Annotated in this window: 14 protein-coding genes; 9 read left to right on the forward strand and 5 right to left on the reverse strand. The window is 60.9% G+C overall.

Annotated features, from left to right (window positions below):
• Positions 1–14 precede the first annotated feature (14 nt).
• Genes ACSV9I_RS09620 through ACSV9I_RS09635 form a run of 4 tightly spaced genes read right to left on the reverse strand, consistent with a single transcriptional unit; the run spans position 15 to position 3,835 of the window.
• The gene (locus tag ACSV9I_RS09620; RefSeq protein WP_438328641.1) at positions 15–962 is read right to left on the reverse strand and encodes an ABC transporter substrate-binding protein; all 948 of its coding nucleotides are present in this window, start codon (positions 960–962) and stop codon (positions 15–17) included.
• A 13-nt stretch (positions 963–975) separates the two neighbouring features.
• A complete protein-coding gene (locus tag ACSV9I_RS09625; RefSeq protein ID WP_438328643.1) occupies positions 976–2,040 on the reverse strand; it encodes a FecCD family ABC transporter permease in 1,065 nt (354 codons plus the stop codon).
• Positions 2,037–3,050, reverse strand: a complete 1,014-nt coding sequence (locus tag ACSV9I_RS09630; RefSeq protein WP_438328644.1) for a FecCD family ABC transporter permease — start codon at positions 3,048–3,050, stop codon at positions 2,037–2,039. Before ACSV9I_RS09630 ends, ACSV9I_RS09625 begins: the two co-directional genes overlap by 4 nt.
• Positions 3,047–3,835 carry an ABC transporter ATP-binding protein gene (locus ACSV9I_RS09635; protein WP_438328646.1) on the reverse strand — a complete coding sequence of 263 codons (789 nt, stop codon included), beginning with the start codon at positions 3,833–3,835 and terminating at the stop codon, positions 3,047–3,049. The genes ACSV9I_RS09630 and ACSV9I_RS09635 overlap by 4 nt, the downstream gene beginning before the upstream one ends.
• A gap of 122 nt (positions 3,836–3,957) precedes the next feature.
• Between ACSV9I_RS09635 and ACSV9I_RS09640 the strand changes: the two genes are divergently transcribed.
• The gene (locus ACSV9I_RS09640; protein WP_438328647.1) at positions 3,958–5,262 is read left to right on the forward strand and encodes an NtaA/DmoA family FMN-dependent monooxygenase; all 1,305 of its coding nucleotides are present in this window, start codon (positions 3,958–3,960) and stop codon (positions 5,260–5,262) included.
• A 20-nt stretch (positions 5,263–5,282) separates the two neighbouring features.
• On the opposite strand, the gene ACSV9I_RS09645 is transcribed toward ACSV9I_RS09640, so the two are convergent.
• Positions 5,283–6,152: a D-amino-acid transaminase gene (locus ACSV9I_RS09645; protein WP_438328648.1), complete on the reverse strand. Its 870-nt coding sequence runs from the start codon at positions 6,150–6,152 to the stop codon at positions 5,283–5,285.
• 330 nt (positions 6,153–6,482) lie between these two features.
• Here ACSV9I_RS09645 and ACSV9I_RS09650 point away from each other — a divergent pair, with 330 nt between their 5' ends.
• From ACSV9I_RS09650 to ACSV9I_RS09685, 8 genes are all read left to right on the forward strand, one after another.
• Positions 6,483–7,325 (forward strand): transporter substrate-binding domain-containing protein, encoded by an 843-nt coding sequence (locus ACSV9I_RS09650; RefSeq protein ID WP_082352394.1) that lies wholly within the window; start codon positions 6,483–6,485, stop codon positions 7,323–7,325.
• 61 nt (positions 7,326–7,386) lie between these two features.
• Entirely contained in the window at positions 7,387–8,130 is a 744-nt protein-coding gene (locus ACSV9I_RS09655; protein WP_438328649.1) for an amino acid ABC transporter ATP-binding protein, read from the forward strand.
• Between the two features lie 7 nt (positions 8,131–8,137).
• On the forward strand, positions 8,138–8,815 hold the full coding sequence (locus ACSV9I_RS09660; RefSeq protein ID WP_438328650.1) for an amino acid ABC transporter permease: 678 nt from the start codon (positions 8,138–8,140) through the stop codon (positions 8,813–8,815).
• Positions 8,816–8,817: 2 nt separating this feature from the next.
• Positions 8,818–9,483, forward strand: a complete 666-nt coding sequence (locus ACSV9I_RS09665; protein ID WP_438328651.1) for an amino acid ABC transporter permease — start codon at positions 8,818–8,820, stop codon at positions 9,481–9,483.
• A 28-nt stretch (positions 9,484–9,511) separates the two neighbouring features.
• Positions 9,512–10,438 carry an N-carbamoyl-D-amino-acid hydrolase gene (locus ACSV9I_RS09670; RefSeq protein ID WP_054156854.1) on the forward strand — a complete coding sequence of 309 codons (927 nt, stop codon included), beginning with the start codon at positions 9,512–9,514 and terminating at the stop codon, positions 10,436–10,438.
• Between the two features lie 12 nt (positions 10,439–10,450).
• Positions 10,451–11,911, forward strand: a complete 1,461-nt coding sequence (gene hydA / locus ACSV9I_RS09675) for a dihydropyrimidinase (RefSeq protein WP_438328652.1) — start codon at positions 10,451–10,453, stop codon at positions 11,909–11,911.
• Complete coding sequence (locus ACSV9I_RS09680; protein WP_438328654.1) at positions 11,908–12,582, forward strand: aspartate/glutamate racemase family protein; 675 nt, start codon at positions 11,908–11,910, stop codon at positions 12,580–12,582. Before hydA ends, ACSV9I_RS09680 begins: the two co-directional genes overlap by 4 nt.
• Positions 12,579–13,499, forward strand: coding sequence for a LysR family transcriptional regulator (locus ACSV9I_RS09685; protein WP_054156857.1), 921 nt, complete (start codon positions 12,579–12,581; stop codon positions 13,497–13,499). The genes ACSV9I_RS09680 and ACSV9I_RS09685 overlap by 4 nt, the downstream gene beginning before the upstream one ends.
• Positions 13,500–13,518: the final 19 nt, after the last annotated feature.

Raw genomic sequence — 13,518 nt, forward strand, 5'->3', positions numbered from 1 at the left:
CGGAGCGGACCTCCTCAGCGGTCCGCCAGCGCTTCGAAGGCGTCCAGCGTGTGCTCGGCGCTGGCGATCGTCGGCGTTGCGACTTCGCCGGAATCGAGGAACAGCACGCGCCCTTCGCGGACTGGCTTCAAGAACCTGTCCCAGCCGGGCAAGAGCTTGTCGAGCCGGGCGCGGATTGCCGCTTCAGAGCGGTCCTTGCCGGCATAGCTGTTCATGATCACCAGCAGATCCGGGTCGAGACGGCCGAAGCTCTCGGCGTTGATCGGGAGGGAGAAGGTCGAGCCCATGCCGGCACCGGGAACCAGTCCTTCCATTGGGAGGCGGGCGAAACCGAGGTCCTCGATCGCCTGGACGGCTCCGGACATGTCTCCGACGAGATTGATCTGATCATGCACGATCAGTGCGAGATAGGTGGCGCCCTGTTTGGGCGGCATCTTCTGGCGAACTTTTTCCAGGTGGTCGAGATAGGTTTGCCTGCGGGTCGCAAGGGCGTCTTGCGCATCGACGACATCGGCGAGTTCTGCTTCAACGCTGAAGCCGCGCGCCTTGCCGGTGCTGACATTCTGGATATAGACGGGCGCCAGCGGTTCGAGCTGGGCAAGTTTGTCGAGGTCACGCTCCGTACCAATGATCAGGTCCGGGTTGAGCGCGCACAGTTTTTCAAGATCGATCTGGCCGACGGCTCCGATGCCCTTCGGCTTGTCGTGGCCTTGGCCGAGAACCGTATCGATGAAGTCCACTGCCGTCAGAGATCTGCCGTCATCGCCGCGACCGTAGCTGCCGACCGGTGAGATACCGAGATCCATCAGGGGAAGGCCGAGCAGCGCTTCGTGCATCACGACGATGCGCTCAAGCTTTTCCGGAATCGTGACTTTGCGGCCGCCGTCGTCGGTCAAGGCGCGCTCGCCGGCAAGGCTTGTGCCAGCCAGCATCAGGGTTGCAAGCAGTATCGTCAAACGCATGGTCTCTTGCCTTTCAGTGGGAATGCATCTTGCGCAGCGCCTGTAGGCGCAGCGCCACGACAAAGAGCGGCACGCCGATCAGAGTGAGCGCGAGCCCGATCGGTATCGGTATGTCGGCACCGATCCCACGTGTCAGGGCGTCCGCGCCGACCACCAGGATCCCGCCGGTGAGTGCGGAGAGGAAAAGACGGGCCCGTCCGACGGCGGGGGACACATAGCCCGCCAGTTGCGGAGCGAGCACCCCGAGGAAGGTGAGGGGGCCAACGGCAGTCACGGCTGCGGAACTGAGAAGGACCGCAAACCCAAGGACCAAGGGCCGCGAACGGGCGATTGGTTCGCCGAGCGCCATCGCCATGTCATTGCCAAGATCATAGGCCGAGAGTGCGCGGCCGATGAGAAATATGGCAATCGGTGTGACGCAAAACAGTGGTGCGAAGGTGCCGATCAGCTGCCAGTCGGCATGGAACAGCGAGCCCGCGAGCCAGTCGGACAGCGCATAGGATGTTTCCGCCGGCGTATAGAGCAGCAGGACCGAGGCGAGCGCCGACAGCATGGTTTCGATGGCGATGCCCATGAGCAGGATTGCAAGCCCGCTCGACCGTTCTCCCCCGACAAGACCGATCAGCAGCAGGGCGACGGCGAGGCCCCCGCCGACCGCAGCGAAAGCCACAAGGAGCTTCGATGCGGCGGGGAAAAAGACAAGGAGCAGCATGATCATGGTGATCGAGCCCTGGCTGAGCCCGAACAGACCCGGATCGGCCAGAGGGTTGCGGGCAAGCGATTGCAGCATGGCTCCGGCCAGCGCCACGCTCCAGCCGGCCATGAAGCCGAGCACGATGCGGGGCAGGCGTACGTTCCAAAGCGCATAGGCATCGGCGTCAGCGATTGCGCCTCCGGCGAGCGAATGCAAGAGATCCAGCATTCCGGTCTCAGTCGACCCAAGTCCGGTGGAGAGGCAGGCGAGCGCAAGAGCCAAGGCAATCAAGCCAAGGCCTGCTGCAAGGTTGCCTTCGCCGATCTGCAATCCGCTGGTCAGCCGTATGATCGGCTTGCCGTCGGTAGCCCTGTCCCGTCTCATGGCAAACCCCTTCGTGCGGGGGAGAGATAGTAGCGCTTGACGATGACGACGAAGACCAGTCCGCCGAAGAGATCCATGAGGAGGCCGGTATGAACATTGAAGGGCTGGAACGCTTCGCGCGCGGCAAGATCTGCCGCGAGGCAAAGCGCAGCCCCGGTCAGGGCAGCGGATGGCAGCAGTCTTGCAAAGCCATTGCCGACCAGGGGTCGCAGAAGATGCGGCACGATCAGGCCGACAAAGCCGATCGGTCCGCAGATTGCGACGGCAGAACTGCTGGCCAGCATTGCTGAAATGAGGGCGAGGCGGGATACAAATGTTACGGGAACGCCAGCCGAGGCGGCCTTTTCCGCACCCAGCAGAATGAGCGTGAGCGGCCGGGCAAGGATGGCAAGAACCGTAAGCGCCAAGGCACCGATCCACCAGAAGGCGGTAAGGCGGTCGGCATAGACATGGTTGATATTGCCGCTGACGAAGCCGAGAAAATCGGCACGGCGGGCAGGATCGGAGAGCAGAAAGGCGTTGGTCAGGCCGACAAGCAGCATGGAGACCAGCGCGCCGGCCAGAATGAGTGCCAGCCCGCGCGGATCATTCCGGCGACCTGCCACACGCGCGACGAGGAGGCAGGCGAAAAAGCCGCCGAAGCCGCCGGCAAGGGCTGCGATGCCCTGAGCCTCCATGCCGAGATCGAAGAGATAGGCGCCCGCGATGACGAAGAGCATTGCGCCTGCATTGATGCCGAGCGTCGACGGGGATGCCAGCGGATTGCGGGTCAGCCCCTGCAAAACGGCGCCGGCCACGGCCGTCGTTGCCCCGACATAGATGGCAATCAGGGCTCGCGGGAGCCGCTGATAGAGGATGACGGATTGCTCGAATGTGTCCGCCTGTTGATGGATCAGGGTCTCGATGACCTCGCTTACCGGGAAACGCGTTGCCCCGAAGGTAAGATGGGCGAGAAGTGCGAAGGCAAGCACACAGGGCGTCAAGGCGAGAAAGAGCAGGCGGTTGTTCATGCTGCTGCGGTTTCCTGCAACCGGATTTGGGGCAGGCAGACCAGTCTGCCATCGCGGACGAACACCTCAGTCTCAAGGTCGAAGACCCGTGCGATGGTGGTTTCGGTGATGGTCGATGCAACTGGGCCTGCCGCGACGACCCGGCCCGCCCGCAGCATGACGACATCATCTGCAAATGCGGCAGCCAGATTGAGATCATGCAGCACGACGACGATTGTCTTGCCATGGCGCACCGAAAGTTCGCGGATCAGGCTGAGCACGGCATACTGATACTTGATGTCGAGATGATTGACCGGCTCGTCCATCAGGATCACCTCGGTATCCTGCGCCAGAACCATGGCAATGAAGGCGCGCTGGCGTTGGCCGCCCGACAGTGCATTAACCTGGCAATGCGCCTTGTCCTTGAGGCCGACGATCTCCAGCGACTGGCGAAAGAGAGCCCGATCCTTCTCCGAGGGGCCGCCGGCCAGCGTGTAGCGGGCATGGCCGGCAAGCTCGATCAGTTCACCCAGCGTCATGTAGTCGGGGCAATGGGATTCCTGCGGAAGATAGGAGAGCCGCTGCGCCAATGTTCGCCTTGCGAGGCCACGGATCGCCTGGTTCTCGATTTCAATCTCACCTGCCGAGACCGGCACGAACCCCATGATGGCTTTCAGAAGCGTCGACTTGCCGCATCCGTTTGGGCCGACAAGTGCGGTCACCCGACCCCGGGCAAATGCTGCGGACAGACCTTGCAGCACAGGCATTTCGCCGTAACCCGCGGTAACATTCCTGGCTTCGAGCACGAATTTGCAACTCCCGTTTGGCCTCTTGCGGCGATATTAAACTATAGTAAAAAAGTCCACAATTTGATTTTGGGGCTTTCCCCATCGCCCCATGCAGCTGATTTCAACGCAGGAATTCCTCGATGACCGCCTCCCGAAAACTGAAAATTGGCATGTCGCTCGCGCCGACCTGGCTCAGCGGCGAGGGCTGGCGACGCCCGGACAGTGGTGTCGAGGACCTGTTTTTTAGCGATTTTTACCTTGATATCGCTCGGCGGGCGGAGGCTGCCTGTCTCGATTTTGTCTTTCGCCCTGACACGCTGTTCCTGCGGCCGGAGGTTCTGGACAAGGGACCGGGCTTCACCAGCCTCGATCCCACGGTGCTGCTTGCCTCTATCGCCCGCGAAACCACCCATATCGGTCTCTTGTCGACGATATCGGCTTCCTTTCTCCCGCCTTATATCATCGCGCGCCAGCTCCAGACCCTCAACTGGTTGAGCAAGGGCAGGGCCGGTTGGAACATCGTGACGGCGCTGGAAGGCCAAGAGAATTTCGGGCTTAAGGACATGCCTTCGGCCGAAGAGCGCTATGAGCATGCAGCAGAAGTGACGGCTGTGGTGAAGGCCCTGTGGGACAGCTATCCGCATGAAGCGCTGAGGATGGATCGGGCGACGGGAACCTTCGCCGATCCGGCCATGGTGGGCCCGATTGGGCATCAGGGCACACATGTGACAGTCAGCGGGCCTTTAAACATTCCGGCTTTCGGCAAGGGGCGCATTCCCCTTGTGCAGGCGGGTGCATCTCCGACAGGGCGTGACTTCGCAGCTTCCGTCGCCGATGCCGTCTTTGCCTCGACACCGGACAAGGCGGCCGCGATCGAATTGCGCCACGATCTGCGCCGTCGCGCCGAAGCGCACGGTCGGTCATCCAGCGCGGTCCGTTTGATGCCAGGCCTCAGCCTCTATCTCGCCGAGACGCGAAAGGAGGCAGAAGATCTCTTCGCCGAATCGCACGCGCGTGCAGACCGGGGACGGCAGCTTGCCGCCGTCAGCCGGATGCTTGGCCTTGATCTGTCCACCTGGCCGGGTGATCGGCGTGTGACCTCAGGCGATCTTCCCGCACCGCCCGCCAGCCCAAGAAGCCGAACCCATGCGGAGCTGCTTTTCCGACTGATCGAACGCGAGGCGCCGACCGTTTCCGAACTTCTGGCGCGACCCGAGGTCATCGGGTCAGGCCATTGGCAGGTAATCGGCACGGTTGATGACGCCTTCGAAGCCATCCGTGACTGGAGCGAAAGCGGCGCGATTGATGGCTTTATCGCCTTGCCTGGCGGCTCCGTTGGTTCCATGCACCTGGCATTGGAACGTCTGATGCCCCGTCTCGTCGATGCAGCCCTGCTGCGCGAGGCTTATCGGGGCACGACGTTTCTGGATCACCTTTCGGAATAAGTGCCGAGGTCGCCGTCGGGTCAGGCTGACGCGATCGGCATGCCGTGGGCCAGTCGGTCGTTGATGTAGAGGTCGAGCAGTTGCCGCGTGATCGGTCCGACTGCACCGTTGCCGATCGGCGTCCGGTCAATCGACACGACGGGAGTCACGAAGCTTGTGGCCGAGGTGATGAAGGCCTCTGATGCCGCCATGGCTTCGTCCACGGAAAAGCTGCGTTCCTCGGCCTTCAGTCCGGCTGTTTTTGCAAGATCGAGGATTGAACCGCGAGTGATGCCGTGAAGGAGGGCGTTCGACAGGTCACGGGTGACGACCGTGCCGTCCTTGGTGACAATGTGGAAGTTTGCAGAGCTTGCTTCCGTCACATAACCATCCTCGACGAAGAGTACGTCGTCGAAACCTTCGCGCTGTGCCTCGGTCTTTTTCAGTGACGAATAGAGGAGCTGTACCGTCTTGATCTGCCGCTGTGACCAACGGCCTTCCGGCACGGTCTGCAGCGAGAGGCCGGTCTTCCACTTGGCATTGCCGAGCACGGATTTCGCTTGGGTAAACATGGTGAAGGTCGGCCGCATATCCTTCGGATACACGAAATCGCGATCCTGGCTGCCGCGTGAAATCTGCAGGTAAATCAGGCCTTCCGTCAGGCTATTTCGTTTCGCGAGGTCTTTATGGAGCGCCAGCAATTCGGCCTCATCCACCGGCATAGGAATATCCATGGCATCGAGCGAGCGTTTCAGGCGTGCCGCGTGGCCCGGATAGTCAATGAGCTTTCCGTCGATGACGGCAGTCACTTCGTAAATGGCATCGGCGAAAAGGAAACCGCGGTCGAAGACGGAGACCTTGGCCTCGGTTTCGCCCAGCCATTCTCCATTCAGATATACGATCCTATCCATCTCTCGTGCTTGTCCTTCCGGCCTCGGTGTTTCGCTCATTGCTTCTGTGGTTTTGCATCGCGCAAGATCGCATGCAAGCCACCTGCTGTGGTTCAATACTATTGCGCAGCTATCCCGAATTGCGCGAGGTGCCAGCAATCTCTGGATCAATTTTCTGATTTAATAGGATTTTTTGTGGCGTGCGGTGTCGCGTGGCGCGGAGTTTCGTATATCGAAAACGAATAATTCAATTCCAATTATAATAGCCAATTATATTGCAGCGCAGCGAAGCCTGTGAAATCATCCTCGGAACAACAAGCCAAAATGGCACTTCCAGCAGGAGAACAGACGATGACCTTTATGAGATCCGGCCTTGCCGGACTGACGATGCTCGCTGCCTTTTCGGTTGCTCATGCCGATGGTGTGATCAAGACAGCGCTCGACGGTACATTTGCCCCTCATGCCATGCCGACCCTTGACGGAAAGGTCGAAGGCTTCAACGTCGACCTCGTCAATCTGATCGGCGAACGCCTCGGCAAGACGGTCGACCTGACCTCGGCCCAGTTTTCCGGGCTTATCCCGGCGCTCCAGGCCAAGACCTATGATTTTCTCGCCGCACCGGTCACGGTGAACAAGGAACGCTCGGCGAACCTGCTATTCACCGAAGGCTTCATGGACACCAATTTTGCCTTTGTCGTGCCGGCGGATGCTGCCGACTACAAATCTCTCGAAGACCTCAAGGGTAAGACGATCTCGGTCAACAAGGGCTCTGCCTATGACAGCTTCCTGCGCGAGCGCGAGGCGGAATACGGCTGGAAGATTGAAAGTTATGGCACCAATACCGATGCGGTTGCCGCCGTTATTGCCGGTCGTGCCGATGCGAACCTGGCCGGTGCCACGGTTGCTGCCTGGGCTGCCAAGCAGAACCCACAGGTCAAGCTGTCTTATGAATATCCGACCGGTCTCGTCTGGGGTCTCGCCTTCCGTAAGGATGACGTGGAAGGGCGCAACCTTGTCGACAAGGCAATCGAATGCCTGAAGATCGACGGCTCCATGGCCAAGCTGTCGGAGAAATGGTTCGGCACGACGCCGGTAGCCGGCACAACCATCGTCACACCCACCAAGGGTTACGGCGTCCCGGGTTTCGAGGGTTATAGCGAAGACGAGCATCAGGCGTCCTGCGACCTGAAGTGACGTTTGCCTTTGGGGTGGTGGGGTCTTTCCCGCCATCCCATGCTCTCGCGGGAGACCCTGAATGACCAACCGTCCTATGCTGGAAATCGTTTCGCTGCAGAAGCGGTTCGGCGACAATCAGATCCTCCGTGACATCAACCTGAAGGTTGCCAAGGGAGAACTCGTCTTCGTCATCGGCCCATCCGGGTCTGGTAAAAGCACGCTGCTCAGGTGCTGCAACAGGCTGGAGGAGCCATCCGGTGGGGATATCGTCCTTGATGGCCGCAACATCATGAGCGGCACCAGCCGTGACCTTGCGCAGATGCGTCTGAAGGTTGGCATGGTTTTCCAGGGGTTCCATCTCTATCCCCACATGAGCGTTCTGAAGAATGTCACCCTGGCGCAGTGCAAGGCCCTGAAGCGCTCCACCGCAGACGCAAATGCGCGGGCGATGGAGATGCTTGAAGGTGTGGGCCTTGCGCACAAGGCCGAAGCCATGCCCTCCGAGCTTTCGGGCGGCCAGCAGCAGCGTGTCGCCATCGCGCGGGCGCTCGCACTTGATCCGCTGGTCATGCTGTTTGACGAACCAACATCCGCGCTTGATCCGGAACTGGTGGGCTCCGTGCTCGCGGTTATGAAGGACCTCAAGGCCAAGGGCATGACGATGCTTGTCGTCAGTCATGAAATGGGTTTCGCCCGCGAGGCGGCAGACCGCGTCGTGTTCATGGATGGCGGCGTGATTGTGGAAGAGGGGCCGCCTGAGGAGATCTTCTCCAACCCGAAGACGGATCGCGCCCGCAGCTTCCTGTCACGCGTCAGAGGATAGCCGCACCATGCAGCGCTTCCTCGAAACCTTCTTCAACCACGACGTCATGCTCCGTTATCTCCCGGATATCGTGGCTGGCGTCTGGGTTGCCCTCTGGATCGGTCTGATGGTGGTCGTGGCCGGTGTGGCCATGGGGCTTGCGCTTGCCTGCCTCAGAACCTGCCGCATCCGGATCTGGAATTTCTTCATCATCGCCTTTGCGGATATCTTTCGCGCCTTGCCGCCGCTGGTCCTGATCCTGATCCTGTATTTCGGTCTCCCCGGAGCCGGCATCCGGCTGTCGGGGCCGATGGTCCTGTTCATCGTCCTGTCCCTGACCCTCGCTGCATTCGCGGAGGAGATCTTCTGGGCCGGTTTTCTCTCGGTCGAGAAGGGCCAGTGGGAAGCGGGTCTCTCGACCGGCCTTGGGTTTGGCGGGACGCTGCTTCACATTGCCTTGCCGCAGGCCGTCCGCCTTGCCTTGCCGCCTTTGGTAAACCGCGTGCTGGCGATCACCAAGATGACTGCGCTCGGCTCCGTTATCGGCGTTTCGGAAGTGCTGTCGGCTGCGACAACGGCACAGAGCTTTTCCGGCAGTGCAACGCCGCTTTCGCTCGCAGCCATCGCCTATCTGATCATTTTCCTGCCGCTGGTCTGGGCCGCGCGATGGTTCGAGCGGCGCCACGAACGGCGAAGGAGGACCTGACCATGCAGAGCCTCATCGACCAGTTCTTCAATATCCCGATCATGCTGAAAACATTGCCGTTGATGCTGAACGGCCTGTGGATGACCGCGAAACTGTGTGTGGCCGTCATCCTGCTCGGTCTCGCCGGTGGCCTAGTCGTTGCGCTTGCCAATCTCAGCCAGCGCGCCTGGATCAGGCTGCCTTCACTCCTGCTCACGGATATCTTCCGGGCGCTGCCGCCGCTTGTGCTTTTGATTTTCATCTATTCGGGCCTGCCCTTTGCGGGCGTCGAGATCTCGCCCTTTGCTGCTGTGGTGCTGGCCTTCCTGATGAACAACTCGGCCTACTATGCCGAGGTCTACCGGGCCGGCATCCTGTCGGTCGGCAAGGGGCAATGGGAGGCCGCACGGTCTACCGGTCTCAGCAAGAGCCAGACACTGACCTCTGTCGTGCTGCCCCAAGCGATCCGCAATGTGCTTCCGGACCTTTTGTCCAACACGATCGAGGTGGTGAAACTCACCTCGCTTGCCTCGGTCGTCTCGCTATCGGAGCTCCTCTACAGCGCGAATATGGCGCGTTCGATTACCTATAATGCATCGCCGCTCGTCCTTGCGGCGCTGATCTATCTCATCCTGCTCTGGCCTGTGGTGCGGCTTGTCAGTCGTTTCCAGAAAAGCCTTGCAGCGTGACCAACGAGACTTGAGAAGGTTTATGACTATGACGCGAATGATTATCGCCGGCGCGCAGCTCGGAGCCATCCAGAAGGCGGATAGCCGCGATGTGGTGGTGGCCCGGATGCTGGCGCTCCTCAATGAGGCCGCGTCCCGTGGCGCCACACTGGTCGTTTATCCTGAACTGGCGCTGACAACATTCTTTCCGCGCTGGTACATGCCGGATTGGAACGAGGTCGACACCTGGTTCGAAACGGAAATGCCCAGTCGCGCCACCTTACCGCTCTTTGAGCGGGCCCGCGAACTCGGCGTGGCGATCAGCTTCGGCTATGCCGAACTCACGCCGGAGGGGCAGCATTTCAACACCTCGATCATGACCAACCGCAAAGGCGAGATCATTGGCAAGTATCGCAAGGTGCATCTGCCGGGGCATGTCGAGTATGACACCGAGCGCGCTTTTCAGCACATGGAGAAGCGCTATTTCTTGCCCGGCGATCTGGGTTTCAATGTCTGGCGCAATGAAGGCGTCATCATGGGCATGGCAATCTGCAACGACCGCCGCTGGCCAGAGACCTATCGCTGCATGGGTCTGCAGGGCGTCGAACTGATCACGATCGGCTACAACACGCCTGCGGTGAACAGCCAGATGAGCGCCGAGGGGCAGGAAAAGCGCCTGTTCCACTCCGACCTGTCGTTGCAGTCGGGCGCTTATCAGAACGCCTCATTCGTCGTTGGCGTCGCCAAGGCCGGTGTCGAGGATGGCCATCCGCTGATTGGTGGCTCCATCATCGTCGATCCGGACGGTTTCGTGCTTGCACGCGCCGAGACTGAAGAAGATGAATTGATCCTGGCCGATTGCGACTTCGCGAAATGTGCCTTTGGCAAGACGACGATCTTCGATTTCGAGCGCCACCGGCGCGTCGAGCATTATGGTCGCATCACGTCGCAGACCGGCGTCATCATCGAAGTCTGAGGAGCAGGACGTATGGCAGACTTCGATACGGTCATTCACGGCGGCACCCTGGTTACGGCCGGGGAGACGTTCAAGGCGGATATCGGCATTCGCGGTGCCGCCATCGCTGCGATCTGCGACCGGATCGTCGGCGGGGAGCACCGGATCGATGCCGGTGGCAAACTCGTCCTGCCTGGCGGTATCGAAGGGCATTGCCATATCGCGCAGGAAAGTTCTTCCGGCGTGATGACTTCCGACGACTATTATTCCGGTTCGGTGTCCGCAGCCTTTGGCGGCAATTCCTGCTTCATTCCGTTTGCCGCCCAGCACCGCGGTCAGGCGATATCAGAGGTCATCGCCACCTATGACAGCCGCGCCATACCCAACGCTGTCATCGACTATTCCTATCACCTGATCATCTCGGACCCGTCGCCTTCGGTCCTTGGCGAACTTCCCGGGGTTTTCGAGCGCGGCATCACCTCGTTCAAGGTGTTCATGACCTATGACCTGATGAATATCGGGGATGGCGGCATGCTCGACATTCTGACGCTGGCCAAGACCCATGGCGCGCTGACCATGGTCCATGCCGAGAACAACGAGATGGTGAAGTGGATGAACCGGCGCTTTGCAGCCGCCGGGCTGACCGAACCGAAATATCATGCACTCAGCCGTCCGGAACTGGCCGAGGAAGAAGCGATCAACCGGGCCATCTCGCTCGCCAAGCTGGTCGACACGCCTCTGTTCATCGTCCATGTGTCGACACGTGGCGGGGCGGAGATCGTGCGGCGCGAGAAGCTGGCTGGAACGCGGCTCTTCGCCGAGACCTGCCCGCAATATCTGGCGCTGACCCGTGCCGACCTCGACCGATCCGGTATGGAGGGCGCGAAATATGTCTGCTCGCCGCCCTTACGCGACCGCGATACCCAGGAGGCGCTATGGCAGCATATCCGAACGGGCACGTTCGAAAGCGTATCGTCGGACCATGCGCCCTATCGTGCGGATGCGACAGGCAAGTTTTCCAACGGGGTGGATGTGCCATATGCCAAAATCGCAAACGGCATGCCGGGCATCGCCATGCGATTGCCCTATCTGTTTTCGGAGGGCGTTGCGAAAGGCCGGATCACCCTTGGCGATTTCGTTCGCCTGTCCAGCGCGAATGCCGCGCGGGTGTTCGGGCTTGATCGCAAGGGCAGCGTGATGCCCGGCTTCGATGCAGACATTGCCATCTGGAATCCGGAGGAGCGTCGCAAGGTGACGCTCGCGGATCAGCACGACAATATGGACTACACACCGTTCGAGGGCATGGAGTTTACCGGCTGGCCGGAATTGGTCATGAACCGGGGGCGGATCGTGGTCGAGAAAGGCGCGCTGAAGGCCGTGCGCGGGCAGGGGCAGTTCGTGGCGCGCAAGCCGACCGATACGGGAACGATGCCGGGCTACCGGGCCGTCGAATTCGATGTTGCTGCGGCCTATGGCCATGAGGTGGCCCCATGACCGATTTTGTTTGCGGGCCGATCCTGGTCATCAATCCCAACAGCTCCGAGGTTGTTACCGAAGGCCTCAGAGAGGCACTTTCCGGCTTTGGTTTTCCGGGCGCGCCTGCGATCGAATGCATCACCATTGCGCATGGCCCGCCGGGTGTGGTCACGCAACGCCATGTGGACGAAGCCGCCCTCAATACGGCGGCCGTGATCGAGGCGCGGCCGGATGCCAGCGCGTTCGTGCTCGCATGCTATTCGCAGCCGGGACTGGACCTTGCCCGGTCGATCACGTCGCGTCCTGTCTACGGCATTCAGGATGCGGGCGTGCTTTCGGCCCTTGCGCTTGCCGACATGTTCGGTGTCATCGCGGTTGCGGAAGCGTCGATCCCGCGCCATCTGCGCAATCTACGGCGTCTGGGCGTCGATCACCGTCTGGCCGGTGAAGTGGCGCTTGCGGGTTCGATTTCGGTCGCCGATAGCGGGCATGGTGAAGAAAGTTATGGTCTTTTGCTTCAGGCGGCGAACAGGCTCAAGACCATGGGCGCCGGGGCGATCGTGCTCGGATGTGCGGGGATGTCCGGCCACCGAAAGCGTCTTGAACAAGAGACAGGCGTTGCAGTCATCGATCCGACGCAGGCGGCGGTCGCCATGGCCTTCGGAAACCTTGTCACGGGTCTTGCATGAGCGAACTCCCTGCCAAGTCTGATATATCGCTTCGTCTTCTCGAGATTTTCGACGCCATCATGCGGTGCGGCACCACGGTGGAAGCGGCGGAGCAGCTCGGAATCTCGCAGCCGGCCGTCTCGAACGGCATCCGGCAGCTTGAGGTGCAGACCGGGGTCACCCTGTTTGAGCGCCTGCATCGACGCCTCCAGCCAACGGAGGAGGCGGTCGCCCTGCATGAAGACATAAAGCCGGTTTTCGGTCTCTTGCGCGGCTTTGCGGATCGCGCCCGTGACATGCGGCAGGGGCTGTCTGGACGCTTGCGGATCATCTCGACGCCGCCACTTGGTCACACGGTGGCGCCGCTGGCGATGCGGCGGTTTCTCAAGGAGCGCACAGGTGTTTCGGTCGCCTATGACGTTCGACGGTTGGAGCATGTCATCGAAGCGGTTCAGAGCGGCAGTGCGGATCTCGGCCTTGCGCTTGCGATCGAGCGCCATCCGGCCGTCAATGTCGAGGTTCTGGCACGGACGCATATGGTCGCGGTCGTGCCCAAGGCTGCGAGGGTGGACGATAGCACGGTCAGCGCCGAGTTTCTGTCGCGTGGCGATTTCATCGGACTGGAGATCGATTCCCGCCTCGGGCATATGGTCCGGGCAGCCTTCGAGCGTGACGGGGCGCCCTATCACCCACGCGTCGAGGTTCGCTATTGCGCCACCGCCGCCGTGCTGGCGACCGCTGGTATCGGGTCTGCAGTCATCGACCCATATACCGCGGCCTTCCACAAGACACCCGATATCGTGGAGCGATCCTTCCTGCCACCCATTGAAGTTCCAGCCGTTCTAATCACCCGCAAGGGCGTGCCGCGCTCGAGACTCCTGCATGCCTTCATTTCCGAGATGAAGCGGGCACTGTCGGAGTTCGGCACCGGCGGCTGAGGCATGAGGATGACAGAGG

Origin of the sequence: Rhizobium sp. G187 (genome assembly GCF_051549525.1) — a bacterium.
GTDB lineage: Bacteria > Pseudomonadota > Alphaproteobacteria > Rhizobiales > Rhizobiaceae > Allorhizobium.

Excerpts from the sequence above, each read along its gene's own strand:
- ACSV9I_RS09660 (WP_438328650.1), top strand. The coding sequence starts at position 8,138 with ATGCAGCGCTTCCTCGAAACCTTCTTCAACCACGACGTCATGCTCCGT.
- hydA (WP_438328652.1), top strand. The coding sequence starts at position 10,451 with ATGGCAGACTTCGATACGGTCATTCACGGCGGCACCCTGGTTACGGCC.
- ACSV9I_RS09665 (WP_438328651.1), top strand. The coding sequence starts at position 8,818 with ATGCAGAGCCTCATCGACCAGTTCTTCAATATCCCGATCATGCTGAAA.
- ACSV9I_RS09620 (WP_438328641.1), bottom strand. The coding sequence starts at position 962 with ATGCGTTTGACGATACTGCTTGCAACCCTGATGCTGGCTGGCACAAGC.
- ACSV9I_RS09640 (WP_438328647.1), top strand. The coding sequence starts at position 3,958 with ATGACCGCCTCCCGAAAACTGAAAATTGGCATGTCGCTCGCGCCGACC.
- ACSV9I_RS09655 (WP_438328649.1), top strand. The coding sequence starts at position 7,387 with ATGACCAACCGTCCTATGCTGGAAATCGTTTCGCTGCAGAAGCGGTTC.
- ACSV9I_RS09650 (WP_082352394.1), top strand. The coding sequence starts at position 6,483 with ATGACCTTTATGAGATCCGGCCTTGCCGGACTGACGATGCTCGCTGCC.
- ACSV9I_RS09685 (WP_054156857.1), top strand. The coding sequence starts at position 12,579 with ATGAGCGAACTCCCTGCCAAGTCTGATATATCGCTTCGTCTTCTCGAG.
- ACSV9I_RS09670 (WP_054156854.1), top strand. The coding sequence starts at position 9,512 with ATGACGCGAATGATTATCGCCGGCGCGCAGCTCGGAGCCATCCAGAAG.
- ACSV9I_RS09680 (WP_438328654.1), top strand. The coding sequence starts at position 11,908 with ATGACCGATTTTGTTTGCGGGCCGATCCTGGTCATCAATCCCAACAGC.
- ACSV9I_RS09645 (WP_438328648.1), bottom strand. The coding sequence starts at position 6,152 with ATGGATAGGATCGTATATCTGAATGGAGAATGGCTGGGCGAAACCGAG.
- ACSV9I_RS09625 (WP_438328643.1), bottom strand. The coding sequence starts at position 2,040 with ATGAGACGGGACAGGGCTACCGACGGCAAGCCGATCATACGGCTGACC.
- ACSV9I_RS09630 (WP_438328644.1), bottom strand. The coding sequence starts at position 3,050 with ATGAACAACCGCCTGCTCTTTCTCGCCTTGACGCCCTGTGTGCTTGCC.